Source organism: Paraburkholderia fungorum, from assembly GCF_046027605.1.
Taxonomy (GTDB): Bacteria; Pseudomonadota; Gammaproteobacteria; order Burkholderiales; family Burkholderiaceae; genus Paraburkholderia; species Paraburkholderia fungorum_F.
This window is the reverse complement of record NZ_JAQQEF010000011.1, coordinates 86,784-102,492: the sequence shown is the minus strand read 5'-3', so window position 1 is coordinate 102,492 and position 15,709 is coordinate 86,784. Positions and strand designations below refer to the sequence as shown.

Annotated in this window: 16 protein-coding genes; 12 read left to right on the top strand and 4 right to left on the bottom strand. The window is 62.8% G+C overall.

All coding sequences use genetic code 11. From position 1 onward, the window contains the following. The 9 genes from PQR53_RS19590 (at position 1) to PQR53_RS19550 (ending at position 9,417) form a co-directional block, all read left to right on the top strand. Positions 1 to 879 carry an ABC transporter ATP-binding protein gene (locus tag PQR53_RS19590; protein WP_408457184.1) on the top strand — a complete coding sequence of 293 codons (879 nt, stop codon included), beginning with the start codon at positions 1 to 3 and terminating at the stop codon, positions 877 to 879. Beyond that, entirely contained in the window at positions 876 to 1,658 is a 783-nt protein-coding gene (locus PQR53_RS19585) for an ABC transporter ATP-binding protein (RefSeq protein WP_408457181.1), read from the top strand. Before PQR53_RS19590 ends, PQR53_RS19585 begins: the two co-directional genes overlap by 4 nt. Before the next feature lie 156 nt (positions 1,659 to 1,814). Beyond that, on the top strand, positions 1,815 to 2,414 hold the full coding sequence (locus PQR53_RS19580; protein ID WP_408457178.1) for a GNAT family N-acetyltransferase: 600 nt from the start codon (positions 1,815 to 1,817) through the stop codon (positions 2,412 to 2,414). A gap of 113 nt (positions 2,415 to 2,527) precedes the next feature. Continuing rightward, the gene (locus PQR53_RS19575) at positions 2,528 to 3,394 is read left to right on the top strand and encodes a MerR family transcriptional regulator (RefSeq protein WP_408457175.1); all 867 of its coding nucleotides are present in this window, start codon (positions 2,528 to 2,530) and stop codon (positions 3,392 to 3,394) included. A gap of 317 nt (positions 3,395 to 3,711) precedes the next feature. After that, positions 3,712 to 4,611 (top strand): mechanosensitive ion channel family protein, encoded by a 900-nt coding sequence (locus PQR53_RS19570; protein WP_408457173.1) that lies wholly within the window; start codon positions 3,712 to 3,714, stop codon positions 4,609 to 4,611. A gap of 257 nt (positions 4,612 to 4,868) precedes the next feature. After that, entirely contained in the window at positions 4,869 to 6,467 is a 1,599-nt protein-coding gene (locus PQR53_RS19565) for a flavin-containing monooxygenase (protein ID WP_408457170.1), read from the top strand. A 49-nt stretch (positions 6,468 to 6,516) separates the two neighbouring features. Further along, positions 6,517 to 7,425: an SDR family NAD(P)-dependent oxidoreductase gene (locus PQR53_RS19560; RefSeq protein WP_408457167.1), complete on the top strand. Its 909-nt coding sequence runs from the start codon at positions 6,517 to 6,519 to the stop codon at positions 7,423 to 7,425. Positions 7,426 to 7,519: 94 nt separating this feature from the next. Further along, complete coding sequence (locus PQR53_RS19555) at positions 7,520 to 8,401, top strand: metal-dependent hydrolase (RefSeq protein WP_408457164.1); 882 nt, start codon at positions 7,520 to 7,522, stop codon at positions 8,399 to 8,401. Then, complete coding sequence (locus PQR53_RS19550; protein WP_408457161.1) at positions 8,398 to 9,417, top strand: alpha/beta fold hydrolase; 1,020 nt, start codon at positions 8,398 to 8,400, stop codon at positions 9,415 to 9,417. Before PQR53_RS19555 ends, PQR53_RS19550 begins: the two co-directional genes overlap by 4 nt. Here the strand turns inward: PQR53_RS19550 and PQR53_RS19545 are convergent. Continuing rightward, positions 9,392 to 9,946, bottom strand: a complete 555-nt coding sequence (locus PQR53_RS19545; protein WP_408457159.1) for a putative glycolipid-binding domain-containing protein — start codon at positions 9,944 to 9,946, stop codon at positions 9,392 to 9,394. The two genes, PQR53_RS19550 and PQR53_RS19545, sit on opposite strands and share 26 nt — an antisense overlap. 253 nt (positions 9,947 to 10,199) lie before the next feature. Here PQR53_RS19545 and PQR53_RS19540 point away from each other — a divergent pair, with 253 nt between their 5' ends. The 3 genes from PQR53_RS19540 (at position 10,200) to PQR53_RS19530 (ending at position 12,290) form a co-directional block, all read left to right on the top strand. Then, complete coding sequence (locus PQR53_RS19540) at positions 10,200 to 11,147, top strand: urea transporter (RefSeq protein WP_408457157.1); 948 nt, start codon at positions 10,200 to 10,202, stop codon at positions 11,145 to 11,147. A 118-nt stretch (positions 11,148 to 11,265) separates the two neighbouring features. Further along, positions 11,266 to 12,042 carry a class II aldolase/adducin family protein gene (locus PQR53_RS19535; RefSeq protein ID WP_408457154.1) on the top strand — a complete coding sequence of 259 codons (777 nt, stop codon included), beginning with the start codon at positions 11,266 to 11,268 and terminating at the stop codon, positions 12,040 to 12,042. Then, the gene (locus tag PQR53_RS19530; RefSeq protein WP_408457151.1) at positions 11,988 to 12,290 is read left to right on the top strand and encodes a 4-oxalocrotonate tautomerase; all 303 of its coding nucleotides are present in this window, start codon (positions 11,988 to 11,990) and stop codon (positions 12,288 to 12,290) included. Before PQR53_RS19535 ends, PQR53_RS19530 begins: the two co-directional genes overlap by 55 nt. Positions 12,291 to 12,502: 212 nt before the next feature. Here PQR53_RS19530 and PQR53_RS19525 read toward each other — a convergent pair whose 3' ends face one another. The 3 genes from PQR53_RS19525 to PQR53_RS19515 all read right to left on the bottom strand — a co-directional run bounded on the left by PQR53_RS19525 (position 12,503) and on the right by PQR53_RS19515 (position 15,615). Then, positions 12,503 to 13,702, bottom strand: a complete 1,200-nt coding sequence (locus tag PQR53_RS19525) for a porin (protein ID WP_408457148.1) — start codon at positions 13,700 to 13,702, stop codon at positions 12,503 to 12,505. 73 nt (positions 13,703 to 13,775) lie between these two features. Continuing rightward, positions 13,776 to 15,128, bottom strand: a complete 1,353-nt coding sequence (locus tag PQR53_RS19520; protein ID WP_408457145.1) for a TRAP transporter large permease — start codon at positions 15,126 to 15,128, stop codon at positions 13,776 to 13,778. Between the two features lie 7 nt (positions 15,129 to 15,135). Continuing rightward, positions 15,136 to 15,615 (bottom strand): TRAP transporter small permease, encoded by a 480-nt coding sequence (locus tag PQR53_RS19515; RefSeq protein ID WP_408457142.1) that lies wholly within the window; start codon positions 15,613 to 15,615, stop codon positions 15,136 to 15,138. Positions 15,616 to 15,709 lie beyond the last annotated feature (94 nt).

The following is a 15,709-nucleotide window of genomic DNA, read 5'->3' as shown; positions in this document are numbered from 1 at the left end:
ATGGCACTCGTTTCCAGCCACCCGCTGTGCGAAATCGACGACCTGCATGTGGCTTTTCGCGGCCACGACGGCAAACTGAGCGATGCCGTGCGCGGTCTTTCACTGAGCGTCAACAAAGGCGAACGGCTTGGCATTGTCGGCGAATCGGGTTCGGGCAAATCGCTGACCGGTCGCGCGCTGCTCGGCCTGCTGCCGCCCGCCGCGCATTGCACGGCGAAGGCGCTCAGGTTCGAGGGCCAGGATCTGCTCGCCATGTCGCCTCGCAAACGTCGCCGTCTTTGCGGGCAGCAAATGGGCATGATCCTGCAGGACCCGAAGTATTCGCTCAATCCGGTGATGACCGTCGCGCAGCAGATGCGCGAAGCATTCGCGTTGCACGATCCGAAGCTGGGCCGCAAGGCGATGCGCGAGAAGATCGTCGACGCCCTCGCCGCGGTGCATATCCGCAATCCTGAACGGGTTGCCGACGCCTGGCCGCACGAGCTATCCGGCGGCATGGGACAGCGCGTGATGATCGCGATGATGGTGTCGTCAGGCCCGCGCCTGCTGGTCGCCGACGAACCGACGAGCGCGCTCGACGTGCTGGTCTCGGTACAGGTGCTCGCCATCCTCGACGAAATGATCGCGAAGCACGATACCGGCCTGATCCTGATCAGTCACGACCTGCCGCTCGTCATGTCGTTCTGCGACCGCGTCGTCGTGATGTATGCGGGACGTGTGGTCGAAACCTGTGCGGCGCGCGATCTGGTCCATGCGCAACATCCTTATACGCGCGGCCTGCTGGCTGCCAATCCGCCGCTCGTCAACCCACCGGACGAATTGCCCGTGCTCCGGCGCGACCCCGCGTGGCTCACGGACACCCATGGAGTGCCGGCATGATCGACGTACAGGAAGCGCGGATCCGCTTCAAAACAAAAACCGGCTTTTTCGACGCAGTGAAGGACGCCAGCTTTCATGTGGACGAAGGCGAGGTATTCGGCCTCGTCGGCGAATCGGGCTCGGGCAAGTCGACCATTCTGCGGGCATTGACGGGCCTCGTGCCGCTGGCGGGCGGACGCATGCAGGTGGGCAGTCATCTGCTCGGCGCGAAGATCGACCGCGCGTTCAGACGCGACGTCCAGATGGTGTTCCAGGACCCGTATGCGTCGCTGCATCCGCGTTTCACCGTCGACCAGACGCTGCGGGAGCCGCTTGTCATCAACGGGATCGACCGGCAGGAAGAGCGGATCGCGCAAGCGTTACTCGAGGTCGGGCTCGGCCCGGCGTTCCGCTTTCGCTATCCGCACCAGCTTTCCGGCGGCCAGCGCCAGCGTGTGGCGATTGCGCGCGCGTTGATCGTCGAACCGCGCGTGTTGTTGCTCGATGAACCGACTTCCGCGCTCGACGTCTCCGTGCAAGCCGAAATCCTCAATCTGCTGCGGCGCCTGCACCGCGAACGCAAACCGACCATGGTGCTGGTCAGCCACAACCTCGCGGTAGTCGGCTTTCTTTGCCAGCGCGTCGCGGTGATGCGCAACGGCGAAATCGTCGAGCAACGCGATATCGAGCAGATTCGCGCGCAACAGGTCGAGCACGAGTACACACGCAGCTTGTTGCTCGCGACTGAAGGCTATCAGCGCAAGGCGGTCGAAGCGATCGGCGTGGATGCGGCGTTGTAGCATGTGTTCCATGCCAGGCGTGGCGCGCGCCTGGCATCGATGGCTGCGCTGATCCTGCCTATGGACCGCGGCGATTTTTGACTCGCTTCAAATTCACGCGCGCGGCGGGCATAGTAAAACCTGTCATCAGATCCGCAGCCCACGCCAGGAACACGTATGAGTACCACTCGCCCCGCTCCCCATTCGGCCGATTCAGCGATTACCCCGCCGTCCGCGCCCTTGGTTCGCGACGCCACCGAAGCCGATCTGCCCGCGATCCAGGCGATCTATGCGCACCACGTGCTGACCGGCGTCGCCTCGTTCGAAGAAATCCCGCCTACCGTTGACGACCTGCGCACGCGCCTCGCTTCGGTGCGCGGTCACGGACTGCCGTACATGGTGGCCGAGATCGACGGCGAAGTCGCCGGCTATTGCTACGCCACGCCGTACCGGCCACGCGCCGCCTATCGCAACACGATCGAAGATTCAATCTACATCGGCGACGCGTATCGCGGGCGGGGCCTGGGGCGCGTGCTATTGCAGGCCCTGATCGAACGCTGCGAGAGCGGACCGTGGCGCCAGATGGTCGCCGTGATCGCCGACGGCGGCAGCGGCGGTTCGCTGTCGCTGCATACGCAGTTGGGCTTCGAATTGACCGGCACGTTGAAGGCGGTCGGCTTCAAGCATGGCCGATGGCTCGACACCACGTTGATGCAGCGGAGCCTGGGCGCAGGCGCTTCATCCGTACCGGACGATGTGGCGCGAGGACGCGACTGAAGGGACGCGTGTCTCGAAGGCGTCAGGAAGGCGGCTTCCCGCGAAGCGGCCTCTCACCGCCCTGCCAACAGTCAAGCAAGCCCCAGCTCTCACCGGCGCGTTAAAATCCGGTCATGCCCAATACGCCGCCCCCCTTTCCGCCCGCGCCCGGCGCCTCGAACGCCGCGGCAAGCGACACGCCGCGCAACGAATACACCGTCGACGAACTCGCGCGCGTCACCGATACCACCGTGCGCAACGTGCGCGCCTATCAGGACCGCGGCCTGCTCGCGCCGCCGGAAAAGCGCGGCCGCGTCGGCGTGTATGACGACACGCACGTGTCGCGCCTCAAGCTGATCAACCACCTGCTGACGCGCGGCTACACGCTCGCGAACATCCAGGACCTGATCATGGCTGTCGACGAAGGCCACGATCTGCGTTCCATCCTCGGCCTTGAAACCGCAATCGGCGGGCGCTGGTCGCGCGAGCGGCCGAAAAAATTCTCGCTGATCGAACTGCTGCAGATGTTCGGCGACAAAGCCTCGCCGAGCGCCCTCGGCAAAGCGGTCGATCTCGGTTTGCTGGAGCGCGACGGCCTTTCGTTCGTATCGGGCAATCCCACGGCGTTGGCCGCCGGCGCCACTCTCGCGAAGGAAGGTATTCCCCTCGCCGACCTGCTCGACGCCGTGGGCATCGCCAGACCCCATTTCAATGCGGTCGCCAAGGCGCTGGTCGATCTGGTGGTTCGCCAACTGGACCGCTACGACGCCGACGCGTTGCCGCCGCCTGCCGACGTGCCCGCTTTGGTTGACGCGATCTGGCGTGTGCGGCCGCTCGCCATGGTGCTGGTCGAAAGCGAAATGAACCGCGCGCTTGAAGAAGCCTCCGGCGATTATCTCGGCGACCGGGTCGCGGCGATCATGGAAAAGAAACTGGGCCATCCGGCCGAAGGCACAGCCGCGCAGCGCGCTGCGCCAAAGAAACATAAACCTGAAAAATAGACATACAGGTGGCCGGCTTGCGGAAAAGTAAACGTCGGCGGTTTGAATCACACGGCACGGCCGATTAGTTCGCCATCCGTAGCAAATCATGGCGTAGCGTTATCGCCGCCCTTCGCATCCGGACATTCAATCTGTCAAAAAACGTGTACCGGTAGAACTTTCCTTTTGCGAAGCGGTCCCTTCTCCGCACGCTTCAATTGCGTCATGTCCCGAATACCTGCTCGTCACCCGCATTACGCGGGCGCGCGGAATTCAGGCTTCCTACCAACCATGCGGCGAAAAACTCGCGCCGCTCAAGAATCAGGACCGTCAAGGCCATGCAGAATCTACTCGCTGAGATCCACCCCAACCGGTGGACCTTCCTTTGGGACGCACTCACCACGATTTCGATGCACCTGTGCGCGGCCGCATTGATCGTGGTGGTGGGCTGGTGGGTCGCCCGCCGCGCCGCCCGCTCACTCAACCGGCTGCTCGCAAGCCAGTCGCGCATGGACGCCACGCTGCGGCCGGTCATTTGCGACACCTGCTTGTGGAGCATTCGCATCGTCTCCATCATCGGCGCGCTGTCGCAACTGGGTATCCAGACGGCGAGCATCGTCGCCGTGCTCGGCGCCGCCGGCCTCGCTATCGGCCTCGCGTTGCAGGGCACGATGCAAAACATTGCGGCCGGCATCATGCTTTTGCTGTTGCGGCCGTTCAAGGTGGGCGATTCGATCGACGCCGGCACAGGCAACGTCTCAGGCACCGTCGAGGAAATCAGCCTGTTCACCACGCGTCTCACGAAATCCGACGGCATTTGCGAATACGTGCCGAACAGTGCGCTGTGGAGCAATTCAATCCGCAATTACAACCGCAATCCGACCCGCCGCCTCGATCTGGAAGTGGAAATCTCCGTGCGTGACGACGTCGACCAGGCGCTGGCCGCACTGCGCGATCTGGCCGTTGCCGACCCGCGCGCGCTGCAAACGCCCGCGCCGCAGGTGATGGTGGCCCGTTTCGACGACAGCACCGTGATCCTGAACATCCGCGTGTGGGCCAATATCGACACGTTCTGGGACATGCGCTGGGACCTCGCCCGGCAGGTTCGTCAAACGCTCAACAATGCGCAATGCGGCTTGCCGGTTCGGACACGTGAACTGCATATCGTGCAAAGCAACGAGGCGGACGAATCCGCTCCCGCTCGCGTGATCGCGGCGCGACAGGCTTCGGTGCAATAACGCTTTAAAGCTTGTAGGCCGGGCGGATTCCGAAGCGAATCCGCCCGGCACTTTTCACATTGTGGAAAGATCCACGCGTCCCCATCAGTCTGGAAGCCTTGCCCGGCGGGCCCGTAGCCGCGTGGGCCTTGGGCTACCCGCGTCTTCACGCCATAGAGTCTCCCGTCTAACCCACCGCTTGCGTCATCCGTTGACAGTCTTTATTGTTACATCAAACACTGTAACAGTTAAGAGCGAACAACAAGGAGACGGATCGGATGAACGCACGCATGATGCCCCCCGACGACGCGGCGCCCGATGCCTGCGCGCCGATCGTTACCGATATCGCCATCATCGGCTCCGGCTTTGCGGGCCTCGGCATGGCGATCCGGCTGCGGCAAGCCGGCATGACCGATTTCATCGTCGCCGAGAAGGCCGCGTCGGTCGGCGGTACCTGGCGCGACAACCACTACCCCGGCTGCGCCTGCGACGTCCAATCGCACGTCTACTCGTTCTCGTTTGCCCCGAATCCGCGCTGGACCCGCATGTTCGCGCGTCAGCCGGAAATTCGCGCTTATCTGGAAGACTGCACGCAGCGCTTCGGCATTCAGCGTCATCTGCGGTTCGGCCATGAACTGGCGAGCGCGATCTATGACGAAAGCCGCCACCGCTGGCAACTGACGTTCGCGAACGGCCAGCAATGGTCGGCGCGCGTGCTGATCTCGGCAATGGGCGGACTGTCGCGCGCCGCCATGCCGAACATTCCCGGCATCGAGACATTCAAGGGTAAAGCGTTCCACTCGCAGCACTGGGACCACAGCTATTCGCTCGAAGGCAAACGCGTTGCGGTGATCGGCACAGGTGCGAGCGCGATTCAGTTCGTGCCGCAGATCGCGCCGCGCGTCTCGCATCTGAACCTGTTCCAGCGCACGCCGCCGTGGATCATGCCGAAGGCCGACCGCGCGGTGAAGCCGCTCGAACAATGGCTCTTCAGGCATCTGCCGTTCACGCAGAAGGTCATGCGTTCGGCGCTGTACTGCATGCTCGAATCACGCGCCTTCGGTTTCGCGGTTCACCCTTCGCTCATGAAGACCGCGCAGAAAATCGCGCAGCGGCATCTGCGCCGCCAGGTGCCCGATCCGCAATTGCGCGCCACGCTCACGCCGAACTACACGATGGGCTGCAAGCGGATTCTGATCTCGAACGACTACTTCCCGGCGCTGTCGCGCCGGAACGTATCGGTGACCACCACCGGCATCGCCCGGGTCGAAGCAGACGCGGTGATCACAACCGATGGCGTCCGTCATCCGGCCGATTGCCTGATCTTCGGCACCGGTTTTCAGGTGGCCGATCCATTTCCGGCGGGCGTGGTACGGGGCCGTGGCGGCATCGATATCGTCGACACATGGCGCGACGGCGCGCATGCGTATCTGGGTACGACACTGCCTGGTTATCCGAACTTCTTCATGATCGTCGGTCCGAACACCGGCCTCGGTCATAACTCGATGGTGTTCATGATCGAGTCGCAGGTCGAATACATTCTGCGCGCGCTGAAGACGATGAGCGCGGAACGCGCCGCTGCGATCGAAGTCCGCCCGCAAGTCGAGCGCGCCTACAACGAACAGATCCAGCAGAAACTCGGCCGCGCGATCTGGTCGACGGGCGGCTGCAAGAGCTGGTATCTCGATCCGAAGACCGGCAGGAACACGACGCTGTGGCCGGGATTCGCCTACAAATTCCGCCAGGCGACCCGCAGCTTCAGCATGGGTGACTACCTCGCGTATGCGCCGGCTGCGCAGCCGTTGAGCGGGCACGGAGGCACGCAGCAGCCTGCAGATGCACATGCCACGACGGCGACATCCGCCGAAGCAACCTGAAAAAAGCATAACGACAAGGCACCGTTCAGAGAGGACAGGAGATAAGCCAATGAAGAACTTCACCGACCGGGTAGCCGCGATCACCGGCGCAGGCTCAGGCATGGGCCGTTCGCTCGCCATTCAGCTGGCGCGCGAAGGCTGCCACCTCGCGCTCGCCGACCGCAATGCCACGAGCCTCGCGGAAACCGCGCAACTCGCAGAGGCCGCGTCGCCGCATATCGTCGGCTCGCCGCTGCGTATCACTACGCGCGTGCTTGACGTGTCAGAGCGCACCGCGATGTTCGACTGGGCCGCCGAAACGGCCGCACAGCATCAGCGCGTGAACCTCGTGTTCAACAACGCGGGCGTGGCGCTGTCGAGCACCATCGAAGGCATGGAGTACGCCGATCTGGAGTGGATCGTCGGCATCAATTTCTGGGGCGTGGTGCACGGTACGAAGGCGTTTCTGCCGTATCTCAAGAGCTCGGGTGAAGGCCACATCGTCAATACGTCGAGCGTGTTCGGCCTCTTCTCGCAGCCCGGCATGAGCGGCTACAACGCGACCAAATTCGCCGTGCGCGGTTTTACCGAAGCGTTGCGCCAGGAACTCGATCTGATGAAGTGCGGCGTGTCGGCAACCTGTGTGCATCCTGGCGGCATCCGCACTGGTATCGCGCAGTCGAGCCGGATCTCGTCGAACATGGTCGGCTTCATGCTGGAAAACGAACAGCAAGGCAAGGACGACTTCGAGAAGTTTTTTATCACCACCGCCGACGAAGCCGCACGCGTGATTCTGCACGGTGTGCGCAAGAACAGGCGGCGCGTGTTGATCGGCCGCGACGCACGCGCCGCCGACTGGTTAGCGCGGACCTTGCCGGCGGCCTATCAGGCGCTGGTGGTGATGCAAACGCGCCGCATGAAACGCATTGCGGAAAAGCGCGCGCGCCGCGCCGCGCAAGTGGACGGCCGACGTGCGTGATGCGCCGCCCGACATGGAACGCGAGATGGCTCGCCATCTAATCCAATCGCTCAGCACAACCCGCAGCACATAAAGGATCACAAGGAGAAAGGCCATGATGCCGGTTCGCCGCGACCTCCGTTTCAACTTGCCGCCCGAACGTGCCGCCGATTGGCACGTGCAGGGCTCACATGTGACACACTTCTTCAACGCGCTTTCGCTGCTCTTTCCAGCCGGCGAGCGTTTCTTCATGGACAGCGTGCGCCACTACCGCGACCAGATCGACGACCCCGTGCTGAAAAAGCAGGTGCTCGGCTTCATCGGCCAGGAAGCGATGCATACGCGCGAGCACGTCGAATACAACGATCTGCTACAGGAAGCCGGCTTGCCCGCGCATAAACTCGACAAGCGCCTATGGGCGATTCTCAACTTCGGCCGCAAGATCCTGCCGCACTCGTATCAACTCGCGCTCACCGTCTGCCTCGAACATTACACGGCGATGCTCGCGGGCCTGCTGCTCGAAGACGCCACCCGGATTGGCGGCTCGGTCGAAGGCTATACGCAGATGTGGACCTGGCATGCGCTCGAAGAAACCGAGCACAAATCGGTTTCGTACGACGTGTGGAATGCGGTGCTCAAACCGGGTCCCGGACGCTACCTGCTGCGCACCGGCACGATGCTCGCCACCACGCTGACGTTCTGGCTGATCGTGTTCGACTACCACCTGCGTTTGATCATCGCCGATCGCAAGCGCGGCGGTCACATCCGCGGCATGTGGCGCGTCGTGAAGTATCTGTATGGCCCGCGTCACGGTGTGTTTCCACGTATCGCCGGTGAATGGCTGAGCTTCTTCCGGCCGGGTTTCCATCCGTGGGATCACGACAATCGCGCGCAGTTGGCCCGCATCGACGGTCTCGTCGCCGCGGTCGACGCCGCCAACGCGGCCACGCCGAGCGCACGTAAAGCGGCGCGGCGCGGCGTGCAGGCGGCCGCGTGATACGCGACACGCTGTCGGTCGAGGCCGGCGACGTGCGGCTCGCGGTCTACGTGAGCGGGCCGCGCGACGCGCCGCCGATCGTGCTGGTGCACGGTTATCCTGATTCGGCTGCCGTGTGGGAACCGGTGCGCGCGCAGCTCGACGCGCGTTACCGCGTGATCAGTTATGACGTGCGTGGCGCGGGTGCGTCCGACGCGCCTGCGTCGCGCGCGGCATACCGGCTCGAATGTCTGGCGGCCGATCTCGCCGCCGTCGCCGATGCAATCTGCGGTGCGCGGCCGTTTCATCTGGTCGGCCACGACTGGGGGTCGATTCAAAGCTGGGAAGCGGTCACCGATCCGGCGTTCAAGGGCCGCATTGCGTCGTACACGTCGATTTCCGGGGCGTGTCTCGATCACGTATCGTTTGGGTTACGCGGCGGTAGAGCTGGGCCTGACTCTGACTCCGGCTCCGGCTCCGGCTCCGGCGCTGATCGTGCGGAACAGCCCAAAGCACATCCATCACCTCAGGCAGCAAAGCGCCCGTTCGGCAGTGGCCTGCGGCAAACGCTCAAATCCTGGTACATCTTCTTCTTTCACCTGCCGCTGCTGCCCGAGCTGGTATGGCGCGCGGGCGGCGCACGCATGTGGCCACTATGGCTGCGTCTGACCGAACGCGTACGCCCTGAACGCGATCCGGCGCAAACGCGCAACGCGATCAACGGCCTGAATCTCTACCGCGCCAATTTCATCGACAAATTGCTGCACCCGCGCCCCCGCCATGCGCATGCGCCGGTGCAGTTCATCGTGCCGCTGCGCGATCGCTACGTTGGGCCCGAGCTCTCCATTGGACTCGAAGACTGGCTCGGCGCGTATAGCCGCACTGAAATCGACGCTGGGCATTGGGTCGTGTTGCGCGAACCCGAGCGTATCGCGGCAGGCATCGAACGCTTTGTCGAGCGGCACCGTGCACAGCCGCCGGCAGACAGCGGCGGTGCCGGCACCTCGACGTTCAACGCTCGCGCGGCAGGCGCGTGAATAGCGTCGGATAGTCGATCACGAGGCCGTCTTCATCCACCGTGAGGTTCGCGGTGAAATTGCGGAAGATGCCCTCGTAGCGATACACGCGATTCAATTCGATGCACGAATACGCCTGCTCGGCGCGCGTAACCTGCAAATCAGGCGTCGAAATATAGGCCACGGAAATCGGCTGACGCTCGCCTTCGGCCAGTTGCAAACGGCGGATCGGCAACGTGTTCGTGTACGGCGTGGCGGCGATATCGATATCGAGGCATCCTTCGATCGCGCTCAGCACGAGGCCGTGGCCATCGTGCCAATGACCGGCGCCGTCGCCATGCAACTCCAGTTCCGCTCCGCCGACGATCTTCAGCCATGCGTACGTGGTGCGCCATTGCGCATCGCAATGTACCTTGTAGTGCAGGCCATAGGCTTTGCCGTAGCGCTGCCCGACGAGGACGCTCTCAACCGCGAAGCCGTCCTCGCGCGCCTCGAACGCCAGATGTTCGAAGCCGTCACCCTCTTCCGATGCCCATCTTAGTTCACGCATCAGCCTGTCTCCTTGTTTGAACGGCACGGCACGCGCGCCGGATTCGTATCGTAGCGCGAAAACTTTCGGTTCGCCGACGGATCGGCCATGACGCGCCGGTGTCGCAAATAGCCACTATCAACGCCTCGCGATGCCCGGCGCGATGCGAGTGGCCTATGCTCGCGATTCACACTCAACCTGAAACCTGACCCGCCGCGAGCGTCTGATTCGCACGCGGCAAAGTCGCGTCACATCGAATTCACCGCCTTTAGCCATGCACGCCGCCGCAACCGACGCACCATCCGCTGCCTTGCGCACCTTGCTGCGCAGTCTGGGCCAGATCGTGCTGCAGCCGAATGCGTTGACCGGCGCGTGCCTGCTCGCCGCATGGCTGCTATGCGATCCGCGCCTCGCCTGCGCGGCGCTGATGGGCGCGGTTGCGGCCAACGTGAGCGCGGTATTGGCCGGCTATCGCGACGACGACACACGCGATGGACTGCACGGCTTTAACGGCGCGCTCGCCGGTCTCGCCGCGTTCAGCTTCATCGCCGACAATGCGACAGCCGCTGCCGTGGCGATTCTGGCCGCGACCGGCACGGCGTGGTTGCTTGAGCCATGGTCACGCCGGCTGCGCGCGCACGGGCTCGGCTGTTTGTCGAGCCCTTGTCTGATCGTCACGTGGCTTTGGCTTCCACTCGTGACCAGCGGAACTCACGCAGCGAGTTTGCCTGCCCTGCACACGCTCAGCGTGGCGCAACTGAGCGAGGGCTTACTCGCCGGTTTCGCGCAAACCGGCTTTGCGTCCGGCGCGCTACCGGGTTTGCTCGTGTTGATTGGGATTGCGGCAGCATCGCGGCGGCAGGCCCTCTGGGCGTTCGTCGGCGGGGGCCTGGCGAGCGCCGCGCACCTGCTGCTCGGCGCGAGTGCAAGCTCGTTCGACGCGGGCCTGTTAGGATTCAACGGCGCGCTGACCGCGATCGCGCTGGCCGATCGCGGCATCGCGGCGACGCTCGGCGGTGTTGCGCTTTCGGTCGTGTTGCAAGTGATCGCGACTTATTATGCGTGGCCGGCCATGACTGCGCCGTTCGTACTCGCGACCTGGAGCATGCAGTGGCTCACCGGCCGCTTGATGCACGGCGCGGCAGTCGTCGAACCGACGGAGCGCGCCGACGAAGCCGAACGGCCCGTCACGTCGCCGGCGCCGCTCGGCCGAGCACGTTAGCGCCCCGGATTCAGGCAATAGATTCGGGCGTGCGTCCTGCTCGCAGACCCGGCATCGGTTTGATGCCCACACATTCAGGCCGCAGCGTCAGCCCACCCAGCAATCTCAGGAGACGGACATGTCATTCACCCACGCGCCCGCCGGCCGCGTCGCCGAGGCGGGGCCGAGATCCGAAGCCGAACAGCACACCCGCGTCGATCTGGCCGCCGCCTATCGCCTCGCGGCGCTCAACGGCTGGGACGATCTGATCTACACGCATATTTCGGCCAGTGTTCCTGGCGAACCCGGCCACTTTCTGATCAATCCGTTCGGCCTCGCATTCGACGAAGTGTGCGCGTCGAACCTGGTGAAGATCGATATCGCAGGCAACATCGTCGGCACGAGCGAGCATCCGGTCAACGCCACCGGTTTCGCGCTGCACGCCGCCGTGCATGCGGCCCGCGCCGACGCCGTCTGCGTGATGCACTTGCACAATACGGCGGGTGTGGCGGTTTCCGCTCAACCGGCGGGCTTGCTGCCGGCGTCGCAACACGCGCTGCGCTTTTACGGGCACCTCGCGTATCACGAATACGAAGGTCTCGCGTTCACGCCGACCGAGGGCGAACGCCTCGTCGCGCATCTCGGCGACAAACCGGCCATGCTGTTGCGCAATCACGGCACGCTCACCGCAGGCCGCACCGTCGCGGAAGCCTATGTATTGATGGCGACGCTGATCAAGGCCTGCGAAATCCAGTTGCAGGCGCAAGCATGCGGCAACGCGCTCGTCGTGCCCAACGATGTGGTAGCCGCACGCACCGCCGACCAACTGGTCGACGGCGGCGCCATCGAAGGCGCGCTCGAATGGCCCGCTTTGCTGCGCAAGCTCGACCGGCTCGATCGCACCTACCGCGATTAAAATTCAATTCGCTTTGTCACGTCTTTCTTCAACGCCATTCATCACGGAGTTACGCAATGCCTACGTTTCATATCGAACTCTTCGAAGGCCGCTCGCTGGAACAGAAACGCCAGTTCGTCGAAGCCATCACCAAGGCGACCTGCGAATCGCTCGGCGTCGAGCCGAACTCGGTAGACATTATTCTCACCGACGTCAAACGCGAAAATTGGGCAACAGGGGGGCGCTTGTGGTCCGAAGCGGATGCGTGAGTGCTGATGCGGCTGAGCGCGTTGGTCAGGCCAACGCGTGCGACGCTCAATAACACGCGCCGCGGAGAATGCTGCGTGCGATGCTCGAAGCTCGCACATCGCCGAAATGCTGCGCGCGTTGCGCGCGCAGCGAGTACTTCCAGGCAAAGCGACGCGTATCTGAAACGCGTCGCCGCGGCGGTGTCTCGTGACACCGCCGCTTCGCTACACAATTAGAACTTGTGGATGATGCCCACACCCACCGCAACCTGGCTGCGTGACGAGGACGGCGCGCCATTCTGGCCGTCGCCGATATCGGCCGTTGCGTCGATGATGCTCCGGCCGTTCGTTCCGATCGTCTGGCCGCCCGCACGCTGATACGCTTCCAGCGCGTACAGACCCGTGCGCTTGGACAGGCTGTAGTACTGCGAGAGGTTGAACTGCTGATAGGTCGCCGCGCTCGAAATACCGTTCGATTCCGTGGCGCGCGTGTAGCTATAACCCGCAGCCAGATCCAGCGCCGTCAGCGGCTTGAAGTGCAGAACCGCACCGCCCGTGTTGAAGGTCGCCTGGCTCAAGAACTTCGAGTTCACACCCGGAATGTATTGCACGTTCGAGTACGAGAACGAGACATCCCATTGCGAGCTGAACGCGTAGCCGCCCGTCACCGCAACACGCTGCTGCGCCTGCGCCGTCTGATAGCCGTTATTGATGCCCGACACACCTGCCTGCGCACCCGCATTCGACGTCGTGGAGTCAGCGCCCCATGCACCGCCGCCAGGCGTCGAGTTGTTGATACGCTGGAAGCCTGCTGCAATGCCGAACGGACCATTCAGATACTGAACCGCGGCGCTCCACGTCGAACCCGCATTGGTGCTGCCCGCTACGCCACCCAGCGAGTACGAACCGCTCACCGTCAGGCCGTACATGTTCGGCGACGTGTACACCAGCGAGTTATTGGCGCGGTAGAGCGTATCCATCGAATCGAGATCGCCCGGGTGTGCGCCGTAGGCGCCGGTCAGCCACGTGGTCGGGCTATAGGGCGACAGCAGCGTGTAGTACGAGGTGTACTGACGGCCGGCCGTCAACGTACCGTAGGTGGAATTGGCCACACCGACATAAGCCTGACGGTTGAACGCCAGACCGTTCACGCCCTGCGCGCCGGTTGCACTGTTAAAGCCTTCTTCCAACTGGAAGATCGCCTTTGTGCCGCCGCCCAGGTCCTCGCTGCCCTTCAGGCCGAAGCGGCTGCCCGCCCAGATGCCGTTGACCATCTTGACGGCCGAACGGCCGCCCGTGGTCGAACCGAGCGACGTCGAGCTGCTTTGATAGCCGATCCCCGTATCGACGATACCGTACAACGTCACGCTGGTTTGCGCGTGCGCGCCGAGGGCGACCAACCCAAGGGCCGAGGTTGCGATTGCCTTTTTCATTTTTGCTCCTCTGTAAAAAATTTATTCTTCATGCCAGGCAGTGTCTCACCGGCGTGGACTATTAATAAGGTGTTCAAAACACTGGGTGGCCATTGATCAGGCTCGGCAACCACGTCGAAAACATGGGTACGTACGTCACGATATTGATGGCGCTGAAGATAGCCAGGTAATACGGCCACGCCACCTTGGTGGTTTCACCTATCGACACATTGCCGATCGCACAACCGATGAACTGCACCGAACCGATCGGCGGATGCACGAGACCCAATGCGCAGTTCAACAAAATCATGATGCCGAACTGCACCGGACCGACGCCGGCATGCATCGCCATGGGCAGGAACAACGGCGTGGTGATCAGAATGTGCGCCGCCATGTCGACAAACGTACCGAGGAAGATCTGGATGATGTTGATGTAAAGCAACATCAGCCACGGCAGGCTTGTTGCACCGTCCAGCATGTGTTCGATGGCGTCGGGGATCTCCAGATAAGCCATCTGGAAACGCAGCATGTTCGACACGCCGATCAGCAGCAGCACCACGCCGGTGGTCTTAGCCGCCTTGGACAACGCATGCGAGAGCTTCTTCAGCGTCATCGTGCGATAGACGACGATGGTCAACACCAGCGAGTAAGCCACGGCAATGGCCGCCGCTTCCGTCGCGGTGGCAATGCCTTTGGCCACGCAAACCAGAATGATCGCGATCACCATCAAGCCGGGCAATGCGCCGAGGAACGTGCGAGCCACTGCCATCCAGCCGGGGAAGCGCTGCAATTCGCTCGAGCCGTCGGCACGACGCGGATAGCCATTCTTGACGGCTTGCCAGTACGCAGCAATGAGTACGAAACCCATCACCCACAGAACCGGCAAGAGACCGGAAAACAACAGATCGCCGATCGACACGCCGCTCATCTGATGACCGTTCAACGTGCCGGTGATGCCTTGGGCCGCGAACGCGTAGATGATCATGTTCGTCGACGTGGGCATCAGCGCGCCCGCCAGCGACGAATGGGTCGTCACGTTGACCGCATAGGCCGCGCTGTAGCCTTCGCGCTTCATCAGCGGAATGACGACGCCACCCATGGCGGACGTATCTGCTGTCGGCGAACCGGACACACCGCCGAACAGCGTGCACGCAACCACGTTGGCCATGCCGAGCCCACCGCGGAAATGGCCCACCGTGGCCTGGGCGAAACGCAGGATGCGGTCGGCAATGCCACCGTGCAGCATCAGTTCGCCGGAGAAGATGAAGAACGGCACCGCGAGGAACGAAAACGCGTTCATGCCCGAAATCATCGACTGCATGGCGGTAGCCGCCGGCAAGCCTTCATACAGATAGGTCAGGACACACGAGAGTCCCAACGCGAACGAAACAGGAACCCCGAATACGAGGAAAACGAGAAAACTAACGGAGAGGATGGCAAGTTCCATGATTCTTCTATTTTTGTTTCTGTGCGAAAAGCCCCAGCAGGTTCTCGAACGAGAACAGCGCGATACAGGCACTGGCAATAATCGGAATCAAATAACGAAGCGCTTCCGGAAGGCCCAGGATCGGGATCTTGTCCTCCATCGTCGTCTCCGCCATCTGCCAGCAGCCGAAGAAAATCGCCACCGCCAGCACGATCAGGCACAGATGCTGGAAGGCGTGGGCGATCATTTGCCCTTTCGGCGGCAATTTTTTGACTAGCGAGTCAAGCCCGATATGGCCGCCCTCGCGAACCTTGAGCGCGGCGCCGAACATGGCAATCACAATCACCAGCAAAAGAGCAATGGGCTCGACGAAATCCGGTGCGTCGCTGAAGACATAGCGCATCACGACGCCATAAATCACCAACAGGCACAGCGTGGCGAGACTCACCGACGCCACGACAACGAGCAAGCGGAAGAGAACATCATTTGGGCGCTTCATGAATCTCATTGACCCCATCCTTGCATACAGCGAACTTATATTTGATCTTCAGGAATCCTGCTAACCGTTTCCGGTTCAGGAAACCGCGCGGCGGGAAAAACCT

Excerpts from the sequence above, each read along its gene's own strand:
- PQR53_RS19590 (WP_408457184.1), top strand. The coding sequence starts at position 1 with ATGGCACTCGTTTCCAGCCACCCGCTGTGCGAAATCGACGACCTGCAT.
- PQR53_RS19585 (WP_408457181.1), top strand. The coding sequence starts at position 876 with ATGATCGACGTACAGGAAGCGCGGATCCGCTTCAAAACAAAAACCGGC.
- PQR53_RS19580 (WP_408457178.1), top strand. The coding sequence starts at position 1,815 with ATGAGTACCACTCGCCCCGCTCCCCATTCGGCCGATTCAGCGATTACC.
- PQR53_RS19575 (WP_408457175.1), top strand. The coding sequence starts at position 2,528 with ATGCCCAATACGCCGCCCCCCTTTCCGCCCGCGCCCGGCGCCTCGAAC.
- PQR53_RS19570 (WP_408457173.1), top strand. The coding sequence starts at position 3,712 with ATGCAGAATCTACTCGCTGAGATCCACCCCAACCGGTGGACCTTCCTT.
- PQR53_RS19565 (WP_408457170.1), top strand. The coding sequence starts at position 4,869 with ATGAACGCACGCATGATGCCCCCCGACGACGCGGCGCCCGATGCCTGC.
- PQR53_RS19560 (WP_408457167.1), top strand. The coding sequence starts at position 6,517 with ATGAAGAACTTCACCGACCGGGTAGCCGCGATCACCGGCGCAGGCTCA.
- PQR53_RS19555 (WP_408457164.1), top strand. The coding sequence starts at position 7,520 with ATGATGCCGGTTCGCCGCGACCTCCGTTTCAACTTGCCGCCCGAACGT.
- PQR53_RS19545 (WP_408457159.1), bottom strand. The coding sequence starts at position 9,946 with ATGCGTGAACTAAGATGGGCATCGGAAGAGGGTGACGGCTTCGAACAT.
- PQR53_RS19540 (WP_408457157.1), top strand. The coding sequence starts at position 10,200 with ATGCACGCCGCCGCAACCGACGCACCATCCGCTGCCTTGCGCACCTTG.
- PQR53_RS19535 (WP_408457154.1), top strand. The coding sequence starts at position 11,266 with ATGTCATTCACCCACGCGCCCGCCGGCCGCGTCGCCGAGGCGGGGCCG.
- PQR53_RS19530 (WP_408457151.1), top strand. The coding sequence starts at position 11,988 with ATGGCCCGCTTTGCTGCGCAAGCTCGACCGGCTCGATCGCACCTACCG.
- PQR53_RS19525 (WP_408457148.1), bottom strand. The coding sequence starts at position 13,702 with ATGAAAAAGGCAATCGCAACCTCGGCCCTTGGGTTGGTCGCCCTCGGC.
- PQR53_RS19520 (WP_408457145.1), bottom strand. The coding sequence starts at position 15,128 with ATGGAACTTGCCATCCTCTCCGTTAGTTTTCTCGTTTTCCTCGTATTC.
- PQR53_RS19515 (WP_408457142.1), bottom strand. The coding sequence starts at position 15,615 with ATGAGATTCATGAAGCGCCCAAATGATGTTCTCTTCCGCTTGCTCGTT.